We start from the raw sequence: 23,404 nt of genomic DNA, 5'->3' as shown, positions 1-23,404 counted from the left end.
TCGCAGGCAAGGCTTCAGAGGATGGCTGCCTGAAAGGATTTCGCACGAACATTCGCCAGAAACAAAAAAGGCCCACCTTTCGGTGAGCCTTCTTTGGTACTGCGTATGGTGCCGGCACCAGGAATCGAACCCGGGACCTACTGATTACAAGTCAGTTGCTCTACCATCTGAGCTATACCGGCTTAGGGGCGCTATTATAGCCATCGGTTTGGTTATGTAAACCACTTCTGTAGCACTTATTGCGTAGGTTTTTTCCTTTCATTCTCTGCCGCCCGTTTTTGCCCTGCAACGGCGGCGATTTTTGGCGCTTTTGGCGTGTGATCTGGCGGTGCTGAAAGCCTTATTCACAATCGCTATGTCACGTTACTGTCGCGCTCCTGTCCTTTAAAACAGTCGTTTGTGTTTGCGCAAATGGCTGTTTTTTCTCGCTTAAAATGTGTGACTAAAAAATGACCAGGCGCTGTTTTGCCTTGGATCCAAGGCTTTTGAGGGGTTTGTGGGAAAACCATCAACAGAGTTATCCACAGGCTGTTCACTGCTGCTGGTTGCGTTCGGCCAGTAGCATCAGGTTGCGCGGGGTGAGGGCGTAGTCGCAGAACTGTCCGAGTTGCACGCGGTAGCCCTGGGCTTGCAGGTAAAGGGCGCGGTCGAGCACCAGCCACAGTTCCAGCGGGCGGCGGAACAGGTTGCGCAGCAGTTCCAGGTTGCGCACTTCGGCCAGCCTTGTTTGGCCTGCGGCTTCCAGGGCATCCCAGTCGGGGTTGCCGTGCAGGGGTAGGTTTTTGAGGGCGGCGAGGTCGCGGCAGTAGTCGGCAAAGGGCTTGTCTAGCCAACTGCTGGGCAGTGACGGAGTGGGCAGGTAGGCGTCGATGCCGCGTTGTTGGCGTTGCAGCAGGTCGAAGCCGAGGCGGCGGGCCATGGACAGGTCGCGTTGGCGGCGTACCCGGGCGCCAGCGGTGACGGTTTCGCTCAGCGGCAGGCCGAGGTCGTCGAGGCTCAGTTGCAGCGCCGAGGCCTGGGCTGCACTCGACAGGGGTTGGTAGAGCGGGCCTTGGGTGCGGTTGTAGCAGCACGGGGCAATGGCCAGTTGGTTGCAGCCACGGGCGCTGGCCAGTTGTATCAAGCGTACGTGCAGGTCGCCGCAGGCGTGCAGGGCCACGGGGGTGTGTTGTGGGCTGAGTTGCTGGGCGGTGTTGTCGGCCAGCACATCCTGCAGGCGGTGTTCGGCGTTCAGGCCGTGGTGTTGGCTAAGCGCTTGGCCGGCCTGTACCAGGGCCGGGTCGTATTCCAGGCAGGTCAGGTGCTGGTCGTTGTGCAGCAGGCGGCGGCCCAGGTGGCCTTTGCCCGCGCACCAGTCGAGCCAGTGACGCGGGGTGTGGGTAAAGCCCAGGTGGCTGGCGAAGGCTTCGATCTGCTGCCATTTGCGCCCCGGTACGTCGACGTTCAGCCGCGGCGGGGCCGGGGTGATGGCGATTACGGGCAATTCGCCGACCGCCGCCAGTTGCGCGGCCTGTGCCGCCAGCTGTGGATAAGGCGCCGGTGCGTCGAGTGTTTCCGGGTGGTTGTGGGCGGCCTCGGCGTCGCTCAGTGTGCGTTGGCGCAGCCACTGGGCCAGGGCCGGGTGCTCGGTTTCCCACGGCAGTTGGCGTTCGGTGAACGGGCGCGGGCGCCAGAGTGCCTGGTGTTGCAGCAGGAATTGGTCAAGGGCCTGGAAGCGGCTGAGCAGGTGCGCGTCAGCCGGGGCAGCAGCGGGGCCGGAGGCGACCCCGCTTGCCGGTTTAGCGGCCTTGGCAGGCATCGACTCGCAGCCAGCGTTCGAGCAGCTTGAAGCCGTTTACCAGCAGGAAGGAGATCAGCAGGTAGAACAGCCCGGCTGCGAAGAAGATCTCTACCGGCAGGTAGGTGCGGGCGATGATGGTGCGCGCCATGCCGGTGAGTTCCAGCAGGGTGACGGTACTGGCCAGGGCACTGGCCTTGAGCATCAGGATCACTTCGTTGCTGTAGGCCGGCAGGCCGATCCGTGCGGCACGTGGCAGCATGATGTAGAACAGCGCCTTGGCCTTGGACATGCCCAGCGCCCGGGCCGCTTCGATCTCGCCCCGTGGGATGGCCTGCAGCGCACCGCGCAGGATCTCGGCGATGTAGGCGGCGGTGTGCAGGGTCATGGTCAGCACCGTACACCAGAACGGGTCACGCAGGTACGGCCACAGGGCGCTGTTGCGCACGGCGTCGAACTGGGCCAGGCCGTAGTACACCAGGAACAACTGCACCAGCAGCGGGGTGCCCCGGAAGAAGAAGATGTAGCTGAAGGGCACGGCACGTACATACCAGTGCCGCGACGAGCGGGCGATGCCCAGCGGGATGGCCAGGATCAGCCCTGCGATCACCGCGATGGCGACCAGTTCCAGGGTGAGTGTGGCGCCTTGGGCCAGGCGTGGCAGCCACTTGATGATGACTTCCCAGTTCATTGGTTGGCCCTCGCGAAGCCGCGTGCGGCGCGTTTTTCCATGAAGTGCATGCCGGTCATGGCGATGATGGTCAGGCCCAGGTAGATGAAGGCTGCAACCATATAGAAGGTGAACGGCTGTTTGCTGACCGTCACGGCGATCTGCGAGTGACGCATGATTTCTTCCAGGCCGATCACCGAGACCAGTGCGGTGTCTTTCATCAGGATCATGAACAGGTTGCCCAGGCCGGGCAGGGCGATGCGCCACATTTGCGGCAGGATCAGTTTCGAGAAGATCCGGCCCTTGGACAGGCCCAGGGCCAGGCCCGCTTCACGGTGGCCCTTGGGGATGGCCAGGATCGCACCACGGAAGACTTCCGTGGCATAGGCGCCGAAGCACAGGCCCAGGGCGATGACGCCAGCGGCGAAGGCGTTGAGCTCCAGGCCAGGGATGTTCAGGGCTTCGCCCAGCCGGTTCATCAGGCTGACGGTGCCGAAGTAGATCAACAGTACCCACAGCAGTTCAGGTACGCCACGTACCAGGGTGGAGTAGAAACCACCGAGCCATTGCAGGGGTTTGTACGGCGAGGTTTTGGCCAGGGCGCCGAGCAGCCCCAGGACCAGCCCCAGTGCCAGGGCACACAACGCCAGTTTGACGGTCATCAAGGTACCGGCAGCAAGTGCCGGGCCGAATCCGTAGAGGTCGATATTCATGGGCAGGTTTGTTCAAGGGACGGGCACCGCCGCCAGGGCGGTGCCGGTCGGGCGGATCAGTAGATACTGAACGGGAAGTACTTGTCGTTGATCTTCTTGTACGTGCCGTCGGCGATGATTTCTTTCAGCGCAGCATTCAGCTTCTCACGCAGTGGGTCGCCTTTACGCACGGCGATACCGACTTCGTCACTCTCGACCACCGGGTCGCCCTTGAACTCGTAGTTCTTGCCAGCGTCGGTTTTCAGCCAGTCATAGTTGACATACTTGTCGGCGAGGATCGCGTCGACCCGGCCGGAGGTCAGGTCCAGGTAGGCGTTTTCCTGGGTGTCGTACAGCTTGATGTCGATGTCGCTGCCGTAGTTGTCTTCCAGCCAGGTGCCGGCGAGGGTGGCGCGCTGGGTACCGATCACCTTGCCTTTGAGCGAGGCCTTGTCGGTTTTGAAGTCGACGTTTTTCGGGGCGATGAACTGCAGTTTGTTCGAGTAGTAGCGGTCGGTGAAGTCAACGGCCTGCTTGCGCTCGTCGGTGATCGACAGCGAGGAGATCAGGAAGTCGAACTTCTTGGCGTTCAGGGCCGGGATGATGCCGTCCCAGTCCGAGGTGACGACGTCGCATTCGACTTTCATCTTGGCGCACAGGGCGTCGCCGATGTCTTTGTCGAAGCCGACGACCTGGCCGCTGGCATCCTTGTTGTTGAACGGCGGGTAGGCCGCCTCGATGCCCATCTTCAGTTTTTCGGCAGCCATGGCATTGGCCGAAAACACCAGCGTGGCGGCAGCGGCCAGGAGGAATTTCTTATAGCTCTGCATGCGTGTTGCTCCGTTAGCGGTTGCTGGACATGAATTGTTTGCAGCGCGCCGAGTTCGGGTTTTCAAAAACCTGCTGCGGCGATCCTTGCTCTTCGATCAGGCCTTGGTGCAGGAAGATCACTTCGCTGGACACCTGGCGGGCAAAGCCCATTTCGTGAGTAACCAGTAGCATGGTTCGACCTTCTTCGGCCAGCGCACGGATCACGTTGAGCACTTCCTGGACCATTTCCGGGTCCAGTGCCGAGGTGGGCTCGTCAAACAGGATGACCTTCGGTTGCATGGCCAGGGTCCGGGCGATGGCGGCCCGCTGTTGTTGCCCGCCAGACAACTCGGCGGGGTAGGCGTGGCGCTTGTGGTGAATGCCGACCTTGTCCAGCAGTGCTTCGGCGGTCTCGATGGCTTCGGCCTTGCTCTGGCCCAGCACGCGACGGGGCGCCTCGATGATGTTGTCGAGGATGGTCATGTGCGGCCAGAGGTTGAAGTTCTGGAAGACGAAGCCGATCTCGCTGCGCAGGCGATTGATCTGCTTGTTGTCGGCGGCGACCAGCTCGCCGTTTTTCGCGGCCTTCAGGCGCAGCTCTTCACCCGCGACGAGGATTTGGCCTTGATGCGGGTTTTCCAGCAGGTTGATGCAGCGCAGCAGGGTGGACTTGCCTGAACCCGAAGACCCCAGAATCGAGATCACGTCGCCGTCGCGTGCGGTCAGCGAAATACCCTTGAGTATCTCCACGTCACCGTAGCGTTTGTGCAGGTTGCGGATTTCAAGCGCGGGCGTGGCCTGGGCCATGTGCGGTCCTCATGAGTTCTGATGCGCTCCTGCTGTTGTAGGCCTTCCTGGCTTGGCGCCACGCTAGCATAGCGTTCTGACGGCCGCCAACAGCGTCGGGCGGGGCAATCGGCTGGGGTGAGGGCAGGTGTCGCATCGTTGCAGCGGACTGTCGCGCCAATGTCCGCCTGCTCCCATTTCCAGGGCCGGAGCCTTGATGAAAAAAGGCGCGATGGTGCCAGTTTTGGCCGGTACTGGGAAGCCGTATTTAGTCCTGTGCCCTCTGGGCTGCCTGTGGGTTGCACTGCCGGGTTGCACTTTTATTGCGCAAAAAATGTGCAGGGGTGTTACCACCGGCCGATTTCGGTGCACCTGCATGTATGTGTAACTGAGTATTTCGGTAATCTGAGGTGCGATGCCCTTGAATAATGGCCTTTTGGCCAGCCTTTGGCCAAAAGGCCCGCAAGGCTCGTTGTAGAGGGTTGTGCTGAATGCGGAGCAACTGCTGAAAAAATTTGGCGCAGTTCTTGCTCAAGGCATGGGTAACAGGACGTATCAGTCTTTCTTTACGAAGGGTGTGATTCAGGATTAGAGCGCCCATTCCTCGCTATAGGTAGTGTTATGAGCGGTACGCACAACTCCAATGACCTCGCTCAGGGGCTCAAGCAACGGCATGTCACCATGCTGTCCATCGCGGGTGTAATCGGTGCCGGTTTGTTCGTCGGCTCCGGCCATGCCATCGCCGAAGCCGGCCCTGCCGTGCTGCTGGCCTACGCCGCTGCCGGTACGCTGGTGGTGTTGGTGATGCGCATGTTGGCCGAAATGGCCGTGGCGTCGCCGGATACGGGTTCTTTCTCCACCTACGCCGACAAGGCCATCGGCCACTGGGCCGGTTTCACCATCGGCTGGTTGTACTGGTGGTTCTGGGTGTTGGTGATCCCGTTGGAGGCCAACGCCGCCGCGACCATCCTGCATGCCTGGTTCCCTGATATTGCCATTTGGGCCTTTACCCTGATCATTACCCTGTTGCTGACCGCAACCAACCTGTTCAGTGTGAAGAACTACGGCGAGTTCGAGTTCTGGTTCGCCTTGATGAAGGTGGTGGCGATCATTGGCTTCATCATTCTCGGGCTGGCGGCGATCTTCGGTTTCATGCCGAACAGCCAGGTCAGCGGTGTCAGCCACCTGTTCGATACCCAGGGCTTCATGCCTAACGGGATGGGGGCGGTGCTGGCAGCCATGCTGACCACCATGTTCTCGTTCATGGGTACTGAGATTGTCACCATTGCAGCGGCCGAATCGAAAGACCCTTGCAAGCAGATCACCAAGGCGACCAACTCGGTCATCTGGCGGATTTGCCTGTTCTACCTCGTGTCGATCTTTATCGTCGTGGCGCTGGTGCCGTGGAACCATGGCCCGCTGGCAGAAGTCGGTTCGTACCAGACGGTGCTGAACCTGATCGGCGTGCCGAATGCCAAGGTGATCGTCGACATCGTCGTGTTGATTGCAGTAACCAGCTGCCTGAACTCGGCGCTGTACACCTCTTCGCGCATGCTGTTCTCCCTCGGCAAGCGTGGTGATGCCCCGGCAATTGCCCAGCGCACCAACGCCAGCGGCACGCCGCACTGGGCGGTGCTGTTGTCGACTGCAGCTGCGTTCCTGGCCGTGTTCGCCAACTATGTCGCGCCGGCGGCGGTGTTCGAGTTCCTGCTGGCCAGCTCTGGCGCTATTGCGCTGCTGGTGTACCTGGTGATTGCCATCTCGCAACTGCGCATGCGTCGTCAGCGCATGGCCCGTGGTGAGAAGATCGTCTTCAAGATGTGGCTGTTCCCGGGCCTGACCTGGGCGACCATCCTGTTCATCGTTGGCATCCTGACGGTCATGCTGATTCGCCCGGACCATCGGGTGGAGATCATCGCGACTGGCCTGCTGACCATCGCCGTGGTCGCTGCGGGCCTGCTGACGGCGCGCAAGCACAAGGCCCTGGCCGCTGGGCGTGCCGCCGTACTGAACAACTGATACAAGGCTGTTGAGCAAAAAGGCCGCTACCCGAAAGGGAGCGGCCTTTTTGCTACTGTGGGAGCGGTGCTTGCCCGCGATGCAGGCACCGCGAACTTGCTGACACTCCACTGACCCTATCGCGGGCAAGCCTGCATTCCACGGGTTTGGTAGGAGCGGGTCTTGCCCGCGATGCAGGCGCCGCGAACTCACTGACGCCCCACTGACCCTATCGCGGGCAAGCCCGGCTCCTACAGGATGAGCTGCAGCCCTGTTATGCCGGGCGCTTTTGTACTTTCGAGACGGCTTCCGAGGCGGCGACATAGGCTTCCTGGAATTCGTCGCTCTCCAGCCAGGCCATGGCGGTGGCTTCGTCGGCGTCGTCGAGCCATTTGCGGTAGGCGCAGAAGACCATGACGATGTAGTCGGTCGATTGCTCTTCCTTGTGCCCCTTGAGCACCAGGGCCAGCAACGGGTCGACGAGGAACACCGCGATCATTGCCTGCAGGCCGTTGTCTTGCGCCTGGGCTTGTTTCATTTTTTCGAACAGGGCGTTGTAGCTGCCCGAGTTCATGGCCTTGTTGAATACCTGCTCAACACCCACGCTGGAGGCGTCCGACGAGCTCTTGACCGCCTGCCCACTGCGCACCATTCGGTTTTCCCGAGCCTTGTTGGCGGCGCGTTTGGCGCGTTTCTGTTGTTTGCTGCTGGAGGCCATCGATGAAATCCTTGAAATAAGCTGATGCGTCCGGCTATTGAAACGCAGTTGGTCAGGAAACCCAAGCTGCGTCTGGTGCGTTGTGGTGGGCGGCAGGTGGCTCAGGCGGGCAATGACAGCGGCTGGGTGCTCGGCTCAATCCGGTGTTCGGTGGTCGCTCTTTCGTCTTCCTCGATCACCCGTGAAGCACGGTCGACCAGCAGAGGGTCTGGCTGGTGGGCGACTTTCAGGTTCTTGCCCGGGTAGTCGAGTGAGTGCAGGAAGTGGCGAATGCAGTTGAGGCGCGCGCGCTTCTTGTCATCAGACTTGATCACGGTCCAGGGGGCGTCGGCGGTGTCGGTGTGGAAGAACATGGCTTCCTTGGCCGCGGTGTAGTCGTCCCAGCGGTCCAGCGACTTGATGTCGATGGGCGAGAGTTTCCAGTGCTTGAGTGGGTCGTCGCGGCGCGAGATGAAGCGTCGCAATTGTTCTTCGCGGTCCACCGAGAACCAGTACTTGAACAGCAGGATGCCGCTGTTGCAGAGCATGCGCTCAAGGTCTGGCGCCTGGCGCATGAATTCCAGGTACTGCAGCGGTGTGCAGAATTCCATCACCCGCTCGACGCCGGCGCGGTTGTACCAGGAGCGGTCGAAGAAGACCATTTCACCCGCCGTGGGCAGGTGCTGGATGTAGCGCTGGAAGTACCACTGGCCTTTTTCCTGTTCGGAAGGCTTCTCCAGGGCGACGATTCGCGCACCACGCGGGTTCAGGTGCTCCATGAAGCGTTTGATGGTGCCGCCTTTGCCTGCCGCATCACGGCCTTCAAAAAGCACGACGATCCGTTGCCCGGTTTCCTTGACCCAGTTCTGCACCTTGAGCAGTTCGATCTGCAACTCGTGCTTGGCCTTTTCGTATTCGAGGCGGCGCATGCGGTTGCGGTACGGGTAGCGGGCCGGCAGCTTCGCCGAGGAGCTGTCTTCGTTCGAACCATGGGGCGCGGAAATTACTTGCAGGGCCATGGGCTGCTGGCTGGCCGTGCTGATTTCGGCTTCAAGGTTTTTCACGGCGACCGGTTTGCTGGTGCTGCGTGCTCGGCGGGTGCGTGGTGCAGTGGCTTTGCGCGGGGCGCTTTTGCTGGTGCTGAGCGTTGCGGTTGGCGTGGTGCTTTCAGGCAAGGCGTTGGGAAGGGGGTGGGCGGTTGATTCTTCGCTCATGGGAGACCTGTGTTCTCTCTCGGATGTCTAAAAGCATTTTAGGGATCCAAAAGTGATGGCACATTGACTCTTATCAATAGGGCGTCGCTTTACCGCAAGGTGATTAAACCCCGGAAAACAAAAAACCCGCACTAGGCGGGTTTTTTGATGTTTCAGATGATGCTGGCACCATCTGAACTGAATGATGGTGCCCAGAGACGGAATCGAACCGCCGACACGGGGATTTTCAATCCCCTGCTCTACCGACTGAGCTATCTGGGCAACGGGGCGCATTAAAAGGCTTTTTCGGACTTAGGTCAAGCAAGTTTTGAAAAATTTTTTAATTAATACCGTCGCTTACGATTTTACGGGGTTATTCGGCCGGTGGAACGTAGCCTTCGGCCTTGGCGTAGTCCTCGCCGGAGAAGAACTTGTCCATCTCGCCCTGCAGGTACTTGCGGTCTTCGGCGTTCATCATGTTCAGGCGCTTCTCGTTGATCAGCATGGTCTGGTGTTTCTGCCAGTCGGCCCAGGCTTTCTGCGAGATGTGGTTGAAGATGTCTTCGCCCTTGGCGCCTGGGTAGGGTTGGCGCTCCAGGCCTGGCAGTTCTTCTTTGTACTTGCGGCACATTACGGTACGGGTCATGACGACTCTCCTGAATTCAAGGCATCGGCTGCGCGTTTGAGCAGCTTTTTCACCGGGGCGGCAAGGCCCAGGCGCGGCGGGGTGGCGAGGTTATACCAGAGCCAGTCGGCCTCGGCCACGTGCTCGCCCCGGCTGTCGACGCGCACCAGCCAGGGTTCGATGGCCAACTGGAAGTGGCTGAAGGTGTGGGTCAGGCCGCTCAGTGCCTGACGGCTGTCCAGGGTCAACTGGTGCTGTTCGGCAAGGTGCTCAAGGTCGGCCAGGGTATCGAGCTCGGGCAGGCTCCAGAGCCCGCCCCAGAGGCCGCTGGAGGGCCGGCGATAAAGCAGGATCGCGCCTTCACGGTTGGCCAGCAGGGGCATCAGCGTACTGCGCTGTGGCAGGGCTTTGCGCGGCTTGGGCAGGGGGTAGCGGGTTTCCTGGCCGAGCAGGTGCGCTTCACAGCCGCGTTTGAGCGGGCAGAGCAGGCAACTGGGCTTGCTGCGGGTACACAGGGTGGCGCCCAGGTCCATCATCGCCTGGGTGTAGTGGTTCACCCGGCTATGCGGGGTAAAACGCTCGGCGGTGGCCCACAGCGCCTTGGCTACCTTCGGCTCGCCGGGGTAGCCCTCCTGGGCACTGTAGCGGGCCAATACCCGTTTCACGTTGCCGTCGAGGATCGGCGCGCGCAGGCCCATGCTGATGCTGGCGATGGCACCGGCCGTGGACAGGCCGATACCGGGCAGGTCGGTGAGTTTTTCCACGTCTCGGGGAAACTCGCCGGCGTACTGCTCGACAACGATCTTCGCGGTCTTCTGCAGGTTGCGGGCGCGGGTGTAGTAGCCCAGGCCCGTCCACAGGTGCAGCACTTCGTCTTCCTCTGCTGCGGCCAGCGCCTCAACGGTCGGCAGTGCGTCCATGAAGCGCCCGAAGTAGTTGAGCACGGTGCTCACCTGGGTCTGCTGCAGCATGATTTCCGACACCCACACCCGATAGGGGGTGATGCCCTGTTGCCAGGGCAGGTCGTGGCGGCCGTGTTGGTCATACCACTCCAGTACGGCACTGGAGAACTGCTCGGGACTCATTGCTTGAACAGCCCCTTGAGTGCGTCTTTCAATTCTGGAGATACCTTATCGCCTAACTTTTCGTTGATCTTTTCGCTGAGTTTGTCACCGGCCAGCTTCGCCGCCACCTTGCCCAGGCCGTCCTTGTCGACACGGCAGGCCTTGGCGCCCAGTTCCAGCGGGCCACGGCAATGCAGTGGCCATTCAAGGCCGACGTAGCGTGAATTGACCTGGCAGGCCGGGTCGGGCATGTCGCGCTTGTCACCTTCGATGATCACGCCAACGCGGTAGTCCATGCCCAACACCCGCAGGTCGAGGTCGCCGGCACCGTTGACGGTCAGGCCAGGAATCCGCACTTTCAGGTCCGGGTTGCTGGCCACGCCATTGCGCAGTACCAGGCTGCCTTTGAGTTCCTCGAATGGGGTGTCCTTGCCGCGAGGCTCGCCACTCAATGCCTTGCGGTTGAGTGTGGCGATCCCTTGGCAGAGTTGTTGTTCAAGGTTGGCATTGACCAGCACGCCGTTGTTGATGGCGAAGCTGGCGTTGCCGTTGAGGGTGTCGATCAGCGCTTTCTGGCTGTTGCCGCTGGCGGTCAGGTCGCTCGTGAGGTCGAGCAGGCCCTTGAGCGGCGAGCTGTCGTCCTCGCCCTTGATGAAGTGTTCCACGGGTACCCGGTTGATCTGCGTGTTCAGGCCGATCTGCGGGATTGCCGGGCGCACGTCGAGCTTGCCCTTGCTCTCGAAGTCGCCGTTGTACAGGCCGCCGCGCAGGGTTTCCAGGGTGAGCAAGCCGCCCTGGCCGCTGGCTTTGAGGCTGGCGTCTTCGATCGGCAGTTTTTTCAGGGTCAGCAGTCCGAAGTTCAGGTCGGCTTGCAGGTCGAGTTGGTGCAGGCGCTCCACGGGCAGCAGGGTGTCACTGCTCCAGGCCACTTGAGTCGGCGCGTCCGGCAACGGCGTGGTGCCTCCACCGGCGAGTGCGCCGGCTTCTTTGCCTTTGACCTCGGCCTTGCGTGCGGCGCTGGCACTGGCGGCGGCTTCGCTTTTAGCCGGCAGGTAGCGGTCCGCATCGAACTTGTCGGCCTTGAGCTGCAGGCGCAGGGCCTGTTTGGCGAAGTCGTCGATGGCTACCCGACCGCTGAAGGTGCTGTCGTCGAGTTTTACCGTCAGGTCTTCCAGGGCCAGGCTGGTGCTGCTGCCTTGCAGGCGGCTGACCAGTTCGAATTTGCTCAGGGCGGTGGTGTCGGCCATCGCTGGCAGGGGGTAGCCGATGCTGTCGAGGAAGGTCCGCAGGTTGAGCTGGGCGATGGACAGGCCGCCAGTGATTTTCGGTGCCTTGTCCAGGTCGCGCAGGTTCAACTCGCCGAGGGCGCGCAGTTGGTTGGCGGACACCTTCAGGCTGTTCCATTCGGCGACATTGGCGGCCAGGTCAACCAGCAACTGGCCCTGGGCGGCAAAGGTCATGGTCTTGCCCTGCAGCGGCTCGCCGGAGGCTTCACCGGTGAGCTTCATGTCTTCGAGCTGGTAACGCTTGAGGGCGCGGTCAAAGCGCAGTTCACCGTTCAGCTCGGTGCGGGCGCGCAGCACTGGCTGGCCGACGCTGAGGAATGCGGTGAGTTTCAGCGGGATGTCGACCCCTTCATGCACCGCCCCCGTGCTCAGTTGGATGCTGTCGGCATTGAAGGTCTGGCCGTTGCGTGCATCGCTGTACTGCACACGGGCGTTGTTTACGGTGAGGCTGTCGATGTCCAGCTTGACCGGGCGCTCGTTGGCCGTGGCCGCCTGGCTGGTTTCGGCCGGTGCCAGTGTAGCCGTAGTAGCGGGCGTCGTGGTTGTGGCGGGGGTGGTGCCTAGCAATGGCTTGCCGAAGTCTTCCCAGTTGCCATGGCCGTTTTCGTCACGGGCCAGGGTCAGGTTCAACCCTTCGACCCGGACATCGCTCATTTGTACTTCGCGGCGCAGCAGGGGCAGCACGCGCACGGAAAGGCCAAGCATCTTCAGGTCGGCGAACGGGGTTTTCGGGGTGTTCAGGGTCGCGATGCTGGCGTCGTGCAGTTCCAGGCCCAGCCAGGGGAACAGGCTCCAGCCGATGTCGCCGTTGAGGGTCAGCTCAATGTTGGCCTTGTCGCGAGCCAGCTGGCGAATCTCGTCTTTGTAGTCGTTGGGATCGAAGAGGTGGGTCAGGGCGAAGCCCAGAGCCACAATGATCAGCAACAACCCGAGAAGTACCAGCCCCAGGATTTTGCCGAACGCTTTCATGGGCGAGTCCTTGTAGTCCGATTTTTAGAAAATTCAGCCGCAGAGTATAGCGCTGCGCATTTGGTTGCCGGTTTAAGTGCGTGCCCCAGCGTTATACGGTTGCGGACAGCTCCAGCGGCAGGTCCAGTTGGCTTGCCAGCGCCTGAATGGCCGCGCACTTGGTCGTGGCCTGCAAGCGCAGAGTTTGCCCGGCTTCGCGGGCCATACGCTGTGCTTCGCTGACCAGTCGCAGGCCCACCCCGCGTCGACGCGTCACGCTGCGCACGCACAAGTGCGACAGGCGCCAGGCGTCATGCTGAGGCGTAAGGCGGGCAGCGCCTAGCAGACGATCGTTGAACCGCGCTGCGATCAGGCTGCCGTCGGCCAAGGCTGCGGCCAACCAGGCTTCGGCGGTTTCGCCAGGGGCAAACAGATCGGCAGGTGCATCGGCGTAGATCTTCGCCAGGTCCAGCCGGTCTTGTTGGCTCGGTGTACGCACGGCTTCGACAACGACAGGCATGTAGGTTCCTCGTGACAGGTCAGTTAACTAAAAAAGGACGATATCAGATTGCTTTCAGTGAGCCCGGCAAATGGTACCCTTTCGCGGTTTTCAGGTGCCTGTGTAGCGTTTTGCCGCATTTTACTGATTGCCTGCCGCTAGAACGTTCGCTACCCGCGTGCGCCAAGGTCGAGGGCGGATGTGGGGCCTGCGAACCGTCCAGATCGATAAGGGAAAACAATAAATGAGCAGCATTACGGCAGGTGCGATTGTTCCTGCACCGAGCTTTTTGTCCAAGGAGCGCATCATCGCCCAGCCGGGCTTCAACCGCTGGCTGGTGCCGCCGGCAGCCTTGGCGATTCACCTGTGTATCGGCATGGCCTACGGCTTTTCGGTGTTCTGGTTGCCGCTGTCCAAGGCCATTGGTATCAGTGCGCCGGTTGCCTGCTCGGCAGACATGGGTTTTCTGGCTCAGGCGTTTTCCTCGAGCTGTGACTGGCCGATCTCGATGCTGGGCTGGATCTACACGCTGTTTTTCATTTTTCTCGGCTGTTCGGCAGCGATCTGGGGCGGTTGGCTTGAGCACGCCGGGCCACGCAAGGCTGGTGTGGTGTCAGCGCTGTGCTGGTGCGGCGGCCTACTGATTTCGGCGTTGGGTGTGTACACCCACCAACTGTGGCTGATGTGGCTGGGTTCCGGGGTAATTGGCGGTATTGGCCTGGGGCTGGGGTACATCTCACCGGTGTCGACCTTGATCAAGTGGTTCCCGGACAAACGCGGCATGGCCACCGGTATGGCGATCATGGGCTTTGGTGGCGGGGCCATGGTTGGTGCCCCGCTGGCGGCGGCACTGATGAACCATTTCGCCAGCCCTGAAGGGGTCGGCGTGTGGCAGAGCTTTGTGGTGATGGCGGCGATTTACTTCGTTTTCATGATCGGCGGCGCGTTGGCGTACCGCGTACCGCCTACTGGCTGGAAGCCCGAGGGCTGGGTCGCACCGCAGAAAAAAGCCAGCAATACGATGATTACCCATCGCCATGTGCATGTCAGCGTGGCCTGGAAAACCCCACAGTTTGCCTTGGTCTGGCTGGTGCTGTGCCTGAACGTCTCGGCGGGTATCGGTATCCTCGGCATGGCTTCGCCGCTGCTGCAGGAGGTGTTTGCCGGGAAGTTGCTGGGTAACGACCTGCGCTTCAGCGAGCTGAACACTGCGCAGTTGAGCCAGATCGCCGCGATTGCCGCCGGTTTCACCGGCTTGCTCAGCCTGTTCAACATTGGCGGACGGTTCTTCTGGGCCTCGTTCTCCGACTACATTGGCCGCAAGAACACCTACTTTGCCTTTTTCGCGCTGGGCTTCGCCCTGTATGCGCTGGTACCGAACATGGGCCACCTGGGCAATGTGGTGCTGTTCGTGGCGGCGTTCTGCATCATCCTCTCCATGTACGGCGGTGGCTTTGCCACGGTGCCGGCCTACCTTGCCGACCTGTTCGGCACGCACATGGTCGGCGCAATCCATGGTCGTCTGCTGACCGCCTGGGCGGCGGCGGGTGTGCTGGGGCCGGTGCTGGTCAACTACTTGCGTGAGTACCAGTTGAGCATCGGGGTCGAGCGGGCAGCCGCCTATGACATCACCTTGTACATCCTGGCCGGCTTGCTGGTACTGGGCTTCATCTGCAATGCCCTCGTGCGCCCGGTAGCCGACAAGCACTTCATGACCGACGAGCAATTGGCCGCCGAGGAAAAGCGCTCGCAGGCTCACGTCATCACCAGCGCCAAGGCACTGGAATGGCACGCCTCACCGGCGAGTATGCCGCTGGTGCTGTTGGCCTGGCTGGTCGTCGGTATTCCGCTGGCTTGGGGCGTCTGGGCGACGCTGCAGAAGACCGCCGCGTTGTTCCATTAAGCCGCTCGCCAGCAGGGCCGGCACCTTCGGGCATGCACAATTGCCGTTGGGTGCCGGCCTTGTCGGCGATCAAGCCCCCTGCAAGGCAGGCAGAAATTCCCTGCCATGCGTCATGTTCGTTTCAAGCCGAGCGTATCTGGGCCTATAATGGTCGCCTTTTTCGCCCAATGATTTCGCGGAGCAGGTGATGGTCGAACGTAAGGCTTCCGTCGAGCGCAATACTCTGGAAACCCAGATCAAGGCCTCGATCAACCTGGATGGCAGTGGCAAGGCCCGATTCGATATCGGTGTCCCCTTCTTGGAACATATGCTCGACCAGATCGCCCGACATGGGCTGATCGACCTGGACATCGAGTGCAAGGGCGACCTGCATATCGACGACCACCATACGGTCGAGGACGTCGGTATCACCCTGGGCCAGGCATTCAGCCAGGCAATCGGCGACAAGAAAGGTATCCGTCGTTACGGCCACGCCTACGTGCCGCTCGATGAAGCCCTGTCGCGTGTGGTCATCGACTTCTCGGGTCGCCCAGGCCTGCAGATGCACGTGCCGTACACCCGTGCGTCGGTCGGTGGCTTCGATGTCGACCTGTTCCAGGAGTTCTTCCAGGGCTTCGTCAACCACGCCAACGTCACGCTGCACATCGACAACCTGCGTGGGCACAACACCCACCACCAGATCGAGACCGTGTTCAAGGCCTTCGGCCGTGCCCTGCGCATGGCGATCGAGCTGGACGAGCGCATGGCCGGCCAGATGCCTTCCACCAAGGGTTGCCTGTAATGCAGACCGTTGCCGTTATCGACTATGGCATGGGCAACCTGCACTCGGTGGCCAAGGCCCTGGAGCACGTTGGCGCTGGCAAGGTACTGATCACCAGCGACGCTGCGGTCATCCGTGAGGCTGACCGTGTGGTGTTTCCAGGCGTAGGCGCGATTCGCGACTGCATGGCCGAGATCCGCCGCCTGGGCTTCGACAGCCTGGTGCAGGAAGTCAGCCAGGACCGTCCCTTCCTTGGCATCTGCGTGGGCATGCAAGCCCTGCTGGAGCACAGCGAGGAGAACGACGGCGTTGACTGCATTGGCATGTTCCCGGGCAATGTGCGCTTTTTCGGCAAAGACCTGCACGAAGACGGCGAACACCTGAAAGTGCCGCACATGGGTTGGAACGAAGTCGAGCAGACGATCGACCACCCGCTGTGGCACAACATTCCGGACCTGGCGCGGTTTTACTTTGTCCACAGCTACTACGTCACGGCCGGCAAGGCTGTGCAGGTGGTCGGTCGTGGCCACTACGGCGTCGATTTCGCCGCAGCGCTGGCCGACGGTTCACGTTTCGCCGTGCAGTTCCACCCGGAGAAAAGCCATACCCATGGCCTGCAGCTGCTGCAGAACTTCGCGGCCTGGGACGGGCGCTGGTAATGAGCAAGGCCAGGAACAAGGCCCCGATCCTGACGCTGGCGCCCGAACAGGAGCGCGAAGCGTTGGACGTACTCAAGCGCTTTCTCGAAGACCGTTTCGAGCTGCAATTGGGTTCTTTCGAGGTGGCTGAGGTCCTGGACCTGTTCAGCAAAGAGATTGCGCCACACTACTACAACAGGGCGATTGCCGATGTTCAGCTGCACCTCAAGGAGCGGTTCGAGAGCATCGAAAGCGACCTGTGGGCGCTCGAGAAGAACTGACTTCCCGAGCATCGCTGTTTACCGATTAGACAGGTTTTCCAGATGCTGATTATTCCCGCTATCGATCTCAAGGACGGTGCTTGCGTACGTCTGCGCCAAGGCCGCATGGAAGATTCCACGGTGTTTTCCGATGACCCGGTGAGCATGGCCGCCAAATGGGTTGAGGGTGGCTGCCGGCGCCTGCATCTGGTCGATCTGAACGGTGCTTTCGAGGGCCAGCCGGTCAACGGCGAAGTGGTCACCGCGATCGCCAAGCGCTACCCGAACCTGCCGATCCAGATCGGCGGCGGCATTCGTTCGCTGGAAACCATCGAGCACTACGTCAAGGCGGGCGTGAGCTACGTGATCATCGGCACCAAGGCCGTCAAAGAGCCTGAATTCGTGGCCGAAGCCTGCCGTGCTTTCCCGGGCAAGGTCATCGTTGGCCTGGACGCCAAGGATGGCTTCGTCGCCACCGACGGCTGGGCTGAAGTCAGCTCGGTGCAGGTGATCGACCTGGCCAAGCGTTTCGAAGCCGACGGCGTCTCGGCCATCGTCTACACCGACATCGCCAAAGACGGCATGATGCAGGGCTGCAACGTACCGTTCACCGCCGCCCTGGCCGCAGCCACCAAGATCCCGGTGATCGCCTCCGGTGGCATCCACAACCTGGGTGACATCAAGGCCCTGCTCGATGCCAAGGCTCCGGGGATCATCGGCGCCATCACCGGCCGGGCGATCTATGAAGGCACCCTGGATGTCGCCGAGGCGCAAGCCTTCTGCGACAGCTACCAAGGCTGAGGAGAACGCCATGGCGCTGGCCAAACGCATCATCCCTTGCCTGGACGTCGACAACGGTCGTGTGGTCAAGGGCGTCAAGTTCGAGAACATCCGCGATGCCGGTGACCCGGTGGAAATCGCTCGGCGCTACGATGAGCAAGGCGCCGACGAAATCACCTTCCTCGATATCACGGCCAGCGTCGATGGCCGTGACACCACGCTGCACACTGTCGAGCGCATGGCCAGCCAGGTGTTCATCCCGCTGACCGTCGGTGGCGGTGTGCGCACGGTGCAGGACATCCGCAACCTGCTCAATGCCGGTGCCGACAAGGTTTCGATCAACACGGCGGCGGTGTTCAACCCCGAGTTCGTCGGCGAGGCTGCCGCGCATTTCGGTTCGCAGTGCATCGTTGTCGCCATCGACGCCAAGAAGGTCTCTGCACCGGGCGAAGCCCCGCGCTGGGAGATCTTCACCCACGGTGGGCGCAAGCCTACCGGGCTGGATGCGGTGGAGTGGGCGAAGAAGATGGAAGGCCTGGGTGCCGGTGAGATTCTCCTGACCAGCATGGACCAGGACGGCATGAAGAGCGGTTTTGACCTGGGGGTTACCCGGGCCATCAGCGATGCCTTGGGTATTCCGGTGATCGCCTCGGGCGGTGTCGGTAACCTGCAGCACCTGGCTGACGGCATTCTTGAAGGCCACGCCAGCGCTGTGCTGGCTGCGAGTATCTTCCACTTCGGTGAGTACACCGTGCCGGAAGCCAAGGCTTTTATGGCCAAGCAGGGGATTGTCGTTCGCTGACAGTCCTCCATCGCGGGCAAGCTGTGGGGCTTGCCCGCGATAGCTTTCACCCCAGGGTTTTGCCCAGCAGGGCGTGATACAACTCGCTGTCGCCGAGGATACCCACCACGCGGTTGCCTTCCTGCAGGACAAGCTTGTTGCCGGTCTGGTAACGAATCTGCAGTGCTTCGCGCATACCGATACCGGCGTTGACCAGGGTCGGCCGGCGACCCAGCTGTTCCACTGCCTCTCCCGGCCTCCAGTTCTGCAAGTCCAGCCCGTTGACGCCCTGGCGTGCACCTTTGATGGTGTTGCCTTCAGCCAGGTCCAGCCACGAGTCGACACTGGGGTCAATGCAGACCGAACCGTTGATCCGCTTGCACTTGTCCAGGGTACGCATCAGGCTGCGGCCGCAGAGGACGTTGAGCGGGTTGGTGTGGGCGACGAAGGTACGCACGTAGTCGTCGGCCGGGTTGAGGACGATCTCCTCGGGCTTGCTGTACTGGATGATCCGGCCGTCTTTCATGATGGCGATGCGGCTGCCCAGCTTCAGGGCCTCATCCAGGTCGTGGCTGACGAATACGATGGTCTTGCTCAGCTTGCGCTGCAGTTCCAGCAATTCGTCCTGCAGGCCTTGGCGGATCAACGGGTCAAGGGCCGAGAAGGGTTCGTCCATCAGCAGGATGTCGGCATCCATGGCCAGCGCACGGGCCAGGCCGACCCGCTGCTGCATGCCGCCAGAGAGCTCGTCGGGCTTCTTGTTGCGCCACTGGGTGAGGCCGACCAGTTCCAGCTTTTCATCCACCAGTCGGCGTCGTTCATCGGCAGGGCGGCCCTGCATTTCCAGGCCGAAGCTGATGTTTTCGCGCACGGTCAGCCAAGGCATCAGGGCGAATTTCTGGAACACCATGGCAATGCGCTTGGTGCGCATCATCTTCAGTTCAGCCGGGGTGCAGGAAGCGATGTTGATCTGCGAGCCTTCGTGTTCGACGAACAGCTTGCCACGGCTGACCGTGTTCAGGCCGTTGATGCAGCGCAGCAAGCTCGACTTGCCTGAGCCGGACAGGCCCATCAGCACGCAGATCTCGCCTTTGTTGATCTCCAGGCTGGCTTTTTCCACGCCGACCACCAGGCCGGTCTTCTTCAGGATCTGTTCGCGCGTGAAGCCTTGGTCCAGCAGGCTCAGGGCCTCACGCGGTGATTTGGAGAAGATAACGTCTACCTCGTCGAAGCGAATGATGCTCATGCTTCACCCCTTACCGGTACTTCGGGTTGTTTGCAGATACGGTCGAGCATGATCGCCAGCAGTACGATCGCCAGGCCTGCTTCGAAGCCCAGGGCGATATCGGCAGTGTTCAGTGCATTGACCACGGGTTTGCCCAGGCCATCGGCTCCCACCAGCGCCGCAATCACCACCATCGACAGCGACAGCATGATGCATTGGGTGATGCCGGCAGCGATGCTTGGCATGGCGTGGGGCAGTTCGATACGCGAGAGCAATTGGCGACGTGAGCAGCCGAAGGCCTTGCCGGCATCCAGCAGCTCCTGGGGCACGTCGCAGATGCCCAGGTAGGTGAGGCGGATCGGCGCGGCGATGGCGAACACCACCGTCGAGATCAGCCCGGGCACCACACCCAGCCCGAAGAGGGTCAGGGTAGGGATCAGGTAAACGAAGGTCGGCACGGTCTGCATCAGGTCGAGTACCGGCCGCATCATGGTGTAGAACATCGGTTTGTGCGCAGCGACGATGCCCAGTGGCACACCGATAAGCACGCAGACCAGGGTGGCGAACAGCACCTGGGCCAGGGTTTCCATGGTTTCCTGCCAGTAGCCCAGGTTCAGGATCAACAGGAACGACAGGGCGACGAACGCTGTCAGTGCCCATTTGCGCTGGATCAGGTGAGCGATCAAGGCAAACAGACCGATCAGAACGAAGGGGTTGAACCAGGTCAGGGCGCCGGTAACGCCATGAATCATGAGTTCCAGTGCGGAGGCGAAAGCATCGAAGAAGTTGGCGCCGTGTTGCGTCAACCATTCGACGAATGCCGAGATGTACTGGCCCAGTGGGAGTTTATGATCGATCAGCATGATAGCGAGCGTCCACCTGCAAAGAATTGAAGACAGCCTGCGGCGGGGCAAGCCCGCCGCAGGTGGTGCTTACTGCGTCAGTTTGGCCTTGGCGGCTTCCAGGCCGGGTTTGCCGTCAACGGTGGTGACGCCGACCAGCCAGGTGTCGAGCGCCTGTGGGTTTTTCTTCAGCCAGGCCTTGGCTGCGGCGTCGGGTTTCATCTTGTCGTCCAGGACGTTACCCATCAGGGTGCTTTCCATGTCCAGGGTGAAGTACAGGTTTTTCAGCAGTTGGCCGACGTTGCTGCACTCCTGAACGTAGCCCTTGCGGGTGTTGGTCAGGACGGTTGCCTTGCCGAAATCCGGGCCGAAGAAATCATCCCCACCGCTCAAGTACTGCATCTTGAAACGCTTGTTCATGGGGTGCGGTTCCCAGCCGAGGAACACCACGTCGGTGCCGCGACGCTGGGCGCGATCCACTTGCGAGAGCATCCCGGCCTCGCTCGACTCGACCACCTTGAAGCCGGCGTCTTTCAAGCCGAAGGCGTTCTTGTCGATCATGCTCTGGATGGTGCGGTTGCCATCGTTGCCTGGCTCGATACCGTAGATCTTGCCGTCCAGCTCCTTCTTGAACTTGGCGATGTCGGCAAAGTCTTTCAGACCCTTGTCATACAGTGCCTGAGGCACGGCCAGGGTGTACTTGGCGTTCTCCAGGTTGGCCCGAACAGTCTCCACGGTGCCGGCATCGCGGTACGGCTTGATGTCGTTTTCCATGGTCGGCATCCAGTTGCCGAGGAACACATCCATGTTCTTGCCGTCGGCCAGCGACTTGTAGGTCACCGGTACCGAAATCATGGTGGTGCGGGTTTTGTAGCCCAGCGACTCAAGTACGGCGCTGGTGACCGCCGTGGTCACGGTGATGTCAGTCCAGCCGACATCGGAGAAGTTGACGGTACGACAGGCTTCGGGTTCTGCAGCCTGGGCCAGCACCGGCAGACTCAGCAGAGCGGCCAACAACAGCGAGGGTGAACCTTTCATGAGTGGACTCCTAGGTGTTTTCTTGTCGGGTGTCCCGCAGGACCGCCACGCGTTGTGAGTGATCTACTCGGGTGGGCCGGACGGTCGGGCGACAGCGGGACGGGTGCCGTGCAATCGAGTCGAGATTGATCATCTAACAGCCAAAAACAAACGCCTACAGGGTGCGTCGTATCCAGTACAGGCAGGGTCGCATCCAGTGCAGGTGAGGTCGTTTACAGTGTTTTTCCTCCCCGTAACGGCCCTTTACGGCGATCTGCACCGCATAAAAACGGCGTAATCCAGCGGCCAACGGCGAGCGGCGTTGCTGGACAAGAGTGGGTCGGTTGCAGACGTCAGAGCTGCTGATAAAAGCCTGATGATGCGCGCATTCCGGCGGATTGCAGCTTCAGCGTAGCAGCTCCGCCACCCGCGGCTTGTGGCGGCGGGCGTGTGCTCATTCAGGAGGTTCGCGGCCATGGCTATCAGTGTGTTTGACCTGTTCAAAATCGGTGTCGGACCGTCCAGTTCCCACACCGTAGGGCCCATGCGAGCGGCCGCATTGTTCGTCCAGGGGCTGCGCGAGCGTGGCGAGCTGGCGCAGGTCCGGCGTGTCGAAGTGCGCCTGTACGGTTCGCTGTCGGCCACCGGCATCGGCCATGGCAGTGACAACGCCGTGATCATGGGCCTGATGGGCGAATGGCCAGACGCCATAGACCCCTCACAAATCGGCCTGCGCATTGCGGTATTGCGCGAAACAGACACCTTGCTGCTGGACGGCCGGCTGCCAATCGAGTTCGTCTGGGCGCGCGACATGCGCTTGCTGGAGGAGAACCTGCCGTATCACCCGAACGCCATGACCTTGATTGCAGAAGGTGCGGAGGGTGAGTTGCACCGGGACACCTACTACTCGGTGGGTGGCGGCTTTGTAGTCGATGCCGCCCAGGCTGCCAGCGGCGTGCTAGACGCCGACACCACGGTATTGCCCTACGATTTCAACAGTGCGGTGGAGCTGCTTGAGCTGTGCAAGCAAAACGACCTGCGCGTGTCGCAATTGATGCTGGAAAACGAAAAAGTCTGGCGCAGCGAAGAGGAGATTCGGGCTGGCTTGATGAAGCTCTGGCGGGCCATGCAGGACTGTGTGGAAAACGGCCTGAAATACGAAGGCATACTGCCGGGCGGGCTGAATGTGAAGCGCCGTGCTGCCAAGTTGCACCGTAGCCTGCAGGAGCTGAACAAGCCCAATGTGATTGGCTCGACCCTCAGCGCCATGGAATGGGTGAACCTTTATGCGCTGGCTGTGAATGAAGAGAATGCTGCCGGCGGGCGCATGGTCACCGCGCCCACCAACGGTGCGGCGGGGATCATCCCGGCAGTGCTGCACTACTACATGCGTTTCAGTGAAGAGGTCAGCGAAGCCTGCGTGGTCGACTTCTTTCTGGGCGCGGCGGCGGTGGGCATCCTGTGCAAGAAGAACGCCTCGATCTCGGGCGCTGAAGTGGGCTGCCAGGGTGAGATCGGTTCAGCCTGTGCCATGGCGGCTGCCGGGTTGGCAGAAGTACTCGGTGCGACCCCCGCGCAGTTGGAGAATGCTGCCGAGATTGGTCTGGAGCATAACCTCGGGCTGACCTGCGACCCGGTTGGCGGCCTGGTGCAGGTGCCCTGCATCGAGCGCAACGCGATTGCTGCGGTCAAGGCGATCAATGCGGCGCAGATGGCCCTGCGTGGCGACGGTGAGCATTTCATCTCCCTCGATCGGGTGATCCGCACCATGCGCGATACCGGCGCCGACATGCACGACAAGTACAAGGAAACCTCACGCGGTGGCCTTGCGGTCAGCGCCATCGAGTGCTGAACACGGCTGCGCCGTTTTCGCCCATGCCGGTGTCGGCGCGCTGCTTTTTGGCGCAGCGTCGACACCGCCGCATCCCGGTCCTCCCTTCCGAGTGTCACTGCGCCTGTGGTGACACATCGCCGATGTCGCTTCCAAGCATCCTCTACACAAGTGCTACCGTACTGCTCACTTTTCCTACAGAGATGCGCTAGTCCGGCACTTTGCGTTTATAAATCCTGCGCTGAACACAGGCCGTATAGACGCATTGCGACGTCGTTTTCAGGTTTTATTGAATAGCTATTCAATTTCAGGCATGGCATTT

The 23,404-nt window shown here is 61.2% G+C and carries 22 protein-coding genes and 2 tRNA genes; 8 read left to right on the top strand and 16 right to left on the bottom strand.

Translation table 11 applies throughout. The annotated features are described in order from the left end of the window. Nucleotides 1–106: 106 nt before the first annotated feature. From ACZ9H3_RS14020 to ACZ9H3_RS13995, 6 genes are all read right to left on the bottom strand, one after another. Nucleotides 107–182: transfer RNA gene (locus ACZ9H3_RS14020), tRNA-Thr, on the bottom strand. 350 nt (nucleotides 183–532) lie between these two features. Beyond that, a complete protein-coding gene (locus ACZ9H3_RS14015) occupies nucleotides 533–1,798 on the bottom strand; it encodes a methyltransferase (protein WP_476221160.1) in 1,266 nt (421 codons plus the stop codon). Beyond that, entirely contained in the window at nucleotides 1,779–2,468 is a 690-nt protein-coding gene (locus tag ACZ9H3_RS14010; RefSeq protein ID WP_409277569.1) for an ABC transporter permease, read from the bottom strand. The genes ACZ9H3_RS14015 and ACZ9H3_RS14010 overlap by 20 nt, the downstream gene beginning before the upstream one ends. Next, a complete protein-coding gene (locus ACZ9H3_RS14005; protein ID WP_065761805.1) occupies nucleotides 2,465–3,160 on the bottom strand; it encodes an ABC transporter permease in 696 nt (231 codons plus the stop codon). Before ACZ9H3_RS14005 ends, ACZ9H3_RS14010 begins: the two co-directional genes overlap by 4 nt. Nucleotides 3,161–3,216: 56 nt before the next feature. Next, complete coding sequence (locus ACZ9H3_RS14000; protein WP_102052226.1) at nucleotides 3,217–3,969, bottom strand: ABC transporter substrate-binding protein; 753 nt, start codon at nucleotides 3,967–3,969, stop codon at nucleotides 3,217–3,219. A gap of 13 nt (nucleotides 3,970–3,982) precedes the next feature. After that, entirely contained in the window at nucleotides 3,983–4,756 is a 774-nt protein-coding gene (locus ACZ9H3_RS13995) for an ABC transporter ATP-binding protein (RefSeq protein WP_099776098.1), read from the bottom strand. A 600-nt stretch (nucleotides 4,757–5,356) separates the two neighbouring features. Here ACZ9H3_RS13995 and gabP point away from each other — a divergent pair. Continuing rightward, complete coding sequence (gabP, locus tag ACZ9H3_RS13990; RefSeq protein ID WP_099776096.1) at nucleotides 5,357–6,754, top strand: GABA permease; 1,398 nt, start codon at nucleotides 5,357–5,359, stop codon at nucleotides 6,752–6,754. Nucleotides 6,755–7,007: 253 nt separating this feature from the next. On the opposite strand, the gene ACZ9H3_RS13985 is transcribed toward gabP, so the two are convergent. The 7 genes from ACZ9H3_RS13985 to panM all read right to left on the bottom strand — a co-directional run bounded on the left by ACZ9H3_RS13985 (nucleotide 7,008) and on the right by panM (nucleotide 13,066). Further along, nucleotides 7,008–7,451 carry a hypothetical protein gene (locus tag ACZ9H3_RS13985; RefSeq protein ID WP_065761809.1) on the bottom strand — a complete coding sequence of 148 codons (444 nt, stop codon included), beginning with the start codon at nucleotides 7,449–7,451 and terminating at the stop codon, nucleotides 7,008–7,010. A gap of 101 nt (nucleotides 7,452–7,552) precedes the next feature. Beyond that, on the bottom strand, nucleotides 7,553–8,449 hold the full coding sequence (gene ppk2 / locus ACZ9H3_RS13980) for a polyphosphate kinase 2 (protein ID WP_176717483.1): 897 nt from the start codon (nucleotides 8,447–8,449) through the stop codon (nucleotides 7,553–7,555). Between the two features lie 380 nt (nucleotides 8,450–8,829). Then, nucleotides 8,830–8,905: transfer RNA gene (locus tag ACZ9H3_RS13975), tRNA-Phe, on the bottom strand. A 91-nt stretch (nucleotides 8,906–8,996) separates the two neighbouring features. Further along, a complete protein-coding gene (locus ACZ9H3_RS13970; protein WP_065760226.1) occupies nucleotides 8,997–9,269 on the bottom strand; it encodes an oxidative damage protection protein in 273 nt (90 codons plus the stop codon). Beyond that, nucleotides 9,266–10,333 (bottom strand): A/G-specific adenine glycosylase, encoded by a 1,068-nt coding sequence (gene mutY / locus ACZ9H3_RS13965; protein ID WP_330522382.1) that lies wholly within the window; start codon nucleotides 10,331–10,333, stop codon nucleotides 9,266–9,268. Before mutY ends, ACZ9H3_RS13970 begins: the two co-directional genes overlap by 4 nt. After that, nucleotides 10,330–12,567, bottom strand: coding sequence for an AsmA family protein (locus ACZ9H3_RS13960; protein ID WP_476221154.1), 2,238 nt, complete (start codon nucleotides 12,565–12,567; stop codon nucleotides 10,330–10,332). Before ACZ9H3_RS13960 ends, mutY begins: the two co-directional genes overlap by 4 nt. Before the next feature lie 91 nt (nucleotides 12,568–12,658). Beyond that, nucleotides 12,659–13,066, bottom strand: a complete 408-nt coding sequence (gene panM / locus ACZ9H3_RS13955) for an aspartate 1-decarboxylase autocleavage activator PanM (RefSeq protein WP_476221152.1) — start codon at nucleotides 13,064–13,066, stop codon at nucleotides 12,659–12,661. A 223-nt stretch (nucleotides 13,067–13,289) separates the two neighbouring features. On the opposite strand from panM, the gene ACZ9H3_RS13950 reads away from it, so the two are divergent. From ACZ9H3_RS13950 to hisF, 6 genes are all read left to right on the top strand, one after another. Next, nucleotides 13,290–14,948: an OFA family MFS transporter gene (locus ACZ9H3_RS13950; RefSeq protein ID WP_065760222.1), complete on the top strand. Its 1,659-nt coding sequence runs from the start codon at nucleotides 13,290–13,292 to the stop codon at nucleotides 14,946–14,948. A gap of 187 nt (nucleotides 14,949–15,135) precedes the next feature. Further along, nucleotides 15,136–15,729 carry an imidazoleglycerol-phosphate dehydratase HisB gene (hisB, locus tag ACZ9H3_RS13945; protein WP_010221320.1) on the top strand — a complete coding sequence of 198 codons (594 nt, stop codon included), beginning with the start codon at nucleotides 15,136–15,138 and terminating at the stop codon, nucleotides 15,727–15,729. Then, on the top strand, nucleotides 15,729–16,367 hold the full coding sequence (gene hisH, locus ACZ9H3_RS13940; RefSeq protein ID WP_065760221.1) for an imidazole glycerol phosphate synthase subunit HisH: 639 nt from the start codon (nucleotides 15,729–15,731) through the stop codon (nucleotides 16,365–16,367). Before hisB ends, hisH begins: the two co-directional genes overlap by 1 nt. Then, nucleotides 16,367–16,627 (top strand): DUF2164 domain-containing protein, encoded by a 261-nt coding sequence (locus ACZ9H3_RS13935; RefSeq protein WP_065760220.1) that lies wholly within the window; start codon nucleotides 16,367–16,369, stop codon nucleotides 16,625–16,627. Before hisH ends, ACZ9H3_RS13935 begins: the two co-directional genes overlap by 1 nt. A 42-nt stretch (nucleotides 16,628–16,669) precedes the next feature. Beyond that, the gene (hisA, locus tag ACZ9H3_RS13930; RefSeq protein ID WP_007921811.1) at nucleotides 16,670–17,407 is read left to right on the top strand and encodes a 1-(5-phosphoribosyl)-5-[(5-phosphoribosylamino)methylideneamino]imidazole-4-carboxamide isomerase; all 738 of its coding nucleotides are present in this window, start codon (nucleotides 16,670–16,672) and stop codon (nucleotides 17,405–17,407) included. A 10-nt stretch (nucleotides 17,408–17,417) separates the two neighbouring features. Continuing rightward, on the top strand, nucleotides 17,418–18,188 hold the full coding sequence (hisF, locus tag ACZ9H3_RS13925) for an imidazole glycerol phosphate synthase subunit HisF (RefSeq protein WP_065760219.1): 771 nt from the start codon (nucleotides 17,418–17,420) through the stop codon (nucleotides 18,186–18,188). Between the two features lie 46 nt (nucleotides 18,189–18,234). Here hisF and choV read toward each other — a convergent pair whose 3' ends face one another. The 3 genes from choV to ACZ9H3_RS13910 all read right to left on the bottom strand — a co-directional run bounded on the left by choV (nucleotide 18,235) and on the right by ACZ9H3_RS13910 (nucleotide 21,272). Beyond that, entirely contained in the window at nucleotides 18,235–19,413 is a 1,179-nt protein-coding gene (gene choV / locus ACZ9H3_RS13920; RefSeq protein ID WP_065760218.1) for a choline ABC transporter ATP-binding protein, read from the bottom strand. Beyond that, nucleotides 19,410–20,258 (bottom strand): choline ABC transporter permease subunit, encoded by an 849-nt coding sequence (gene choW / locus ACZ9H3_RS13915; protein WP_178081693.1) that lies wholly within the window; start codon nucleotides 20,256–20,258, stop codon nucleotides 19,410–19,412. The genes choV and choW overlap by 4 nt, the downstream gene beginning before the upstream one ends. Nucleotides 20,259–20,324: 66 nt before the next feature. After that, nucleotides 20,325–21,272, bottom strand: a complete 948-nt coding sequence (locus tag ACZ9H3_RS13910; protein WP_099776084.1) for a choline ABC transporter substrate-binding protein — start codon at nucleotides 21,270–21,272, stop codon at nucleotides 20,325–20,327. 454 nt (nucleotides 21,273–21,726) lie between these two features. On the opposite strand from ACZ9H3_RS13910, the gene ACZ9H3_RS13905 reads away from it, so the two are divergent. Beyond that, nucleotides 21,727–23,103: an L-serine ammonia-lyase gene (locus ACZ9H3_RS13905; RefSeq protein ID WP_476221144.1), complete on the top strand. Its 1,377-nt coding sequence runs from the start codon at nucleotides 21,727–21,729 to the stop codon at nucleotides 23,101–23,103. Nucleotides 23,104–23,404: the final 301 nt, after the last annotated feature.

It is taken from the genome of Pseudomonas sp. TE3910 (assembly GCF_056279025.1).
The sequence above is the reverse complement of the archived record's forward strand: the minus strand, read 5'-3'. Positions and strand labels throughout refer to the sequence as shown.

Bases quoted from the DNA above. Each gene is read 5' to 3' on its own strand.
- ACZ9H3_RS13910 (WP_099776084.1), bottom strand. From the start codon at position 21,272: ATGAAAGGTTCACCCTCGCTGTTGTTGGCCGCTCTGCTGAGTCTGCCG.
- gabP (WP_099776096.1), top strand. From the start codon at position 5,357: ATGAGCGGTACGCACAACTCCAATGACCTCGCTCAGGGGCTCAAGCAA.
- mutY (WP_330522382.1), bottom strand. From the start codon at position 10,333: ATGAGTCCCGAGCAGTTCTCCAGTGCCGTACTGGAGTGGTATGACCAA.
- ACZ9H3_RS14000 (WP_102052226.1), bottom strand. From the start codon at position 3,969: ATGCAGAGCTATAAGAAATTCCTCCTGGCCGCTGCCGCCACGCTGGTG.
- hisF (WP_065760219.1), top strand. From the start codon at position 17,418: ATGGCGCTGGCCAAACGCATCATCCCTTGCCTGGACGTCGACAACGGT.
- ACZ9H3_RS13950 (WP_065760222.1), top strand. From the start codon at position 13,290: ATGAGCAGCATTACGGCAGGTGCGATTGTTCCTGCACCGAGCTTTTTG.
- hisH (WP_065760221.1), top strand. From the start codon at position 15,729: ATGCAGACCGTTGCCGTTATCGACTATGGCATGGGCAACCTGCACTCG.
- ACZ9H3_RS13905 (WP_476221144.1), top strand. From the start codon at position 21,727: ATGGCTATCAGTGTGTTTGACCTGTTCAAAATCGGTGTCGGACCGTCC.
- ACZ9H3_RS14010 (WP_409277569.1), bottom strand. From the start codon at position 2,468: ATGAACTGGGAAGTCATCATCAAGTGGCTGCCACGCCTGGCCCAAGGC.
- ACZ9H3_RS13970 (WP_065760226.1), bottom strand. From the start codon at position 9,269: ATGACCCGTACCGTAATGTGCCGCAAGTACAAAGAAGAACTGCCAGGC.
- ACZ9H3_RS13960 (WP_476221154.1), bottom strand. From the start codon at position 12,567: ATGAAAGCGTTCGGCAAAATCCTGGGGCTGGTACTTCTCGGGTTGTTG.
- ACZ9H3_RS13935 (WP_065760220.1), top strand. From the start codon at position 16,367: ATGAGCAAGGCCAGGAACAAGGCCCCGATCCTGACGCTGGCGCCCGAA.
- panM (WP_476221152.1), bottom strand. From the start codon at position 13,066: ATGCCTGTCGTTGTCGAAGCCGTGCGTACACCGAGCCAACAAGACCGG.
- ACZ9H3_RS13995 (WP_099776098.1), bottom strand. From the start codon at position 4,756: ATGGCCCAGGCCACGCCCGCGCTTGAAATCCGCAACCTGCACAAACGC.
- hisB (WP_010221320.1), top strand. From the start codon at position 15,136: ATGGTCGAACGTAAGGCTTCCGTCGAGCGCAATACTCTGGAAACCCAG.
- ACZ9H3_RS14015 (WP_476221160.1), bottom strand. From the start codon at position 1,798: ATGCCTGCCAAGGCCGCTAAACCGGCAAGCGGGGTCGCCTCCGGCCCC.
- hisA (WP_007921811.1), top strand. From the start codon at position 16,670: ATGCTGATTATTCCCGCTATCGATCTCAAGGACGGTGCTTGCGTACGT.
- choV (WP_065760218.1), bottom strand. From the start codon at position 19,413: ATGAGCATCATTCGCTTCGACGAGGTAGACGTTATCTTCTCCAAATCA.
- ACZ9H3_RS13985 (WP_065761809.1), bottom strand. From the start codon at position 7,451: ATGGCCTCCAGCAGCAAACAACAGAAACGCGCCAAACGCGCCGCCAAC.
- ppk2 (WP_176717483.1), bottom strand. From the start codon at position 8,449: ATGGCCCTGCAAGTAATTTCCGCGCCCCATGGTTCGAACGAAGACAGC.
- ACZ9H3_RS14005 (WP_065761805.1), bottom strand. From the start codon at position 3,160: ATGAATATCGACCTCTACGGATTCGGCCCGGCACTTGCTGCCGGTACC.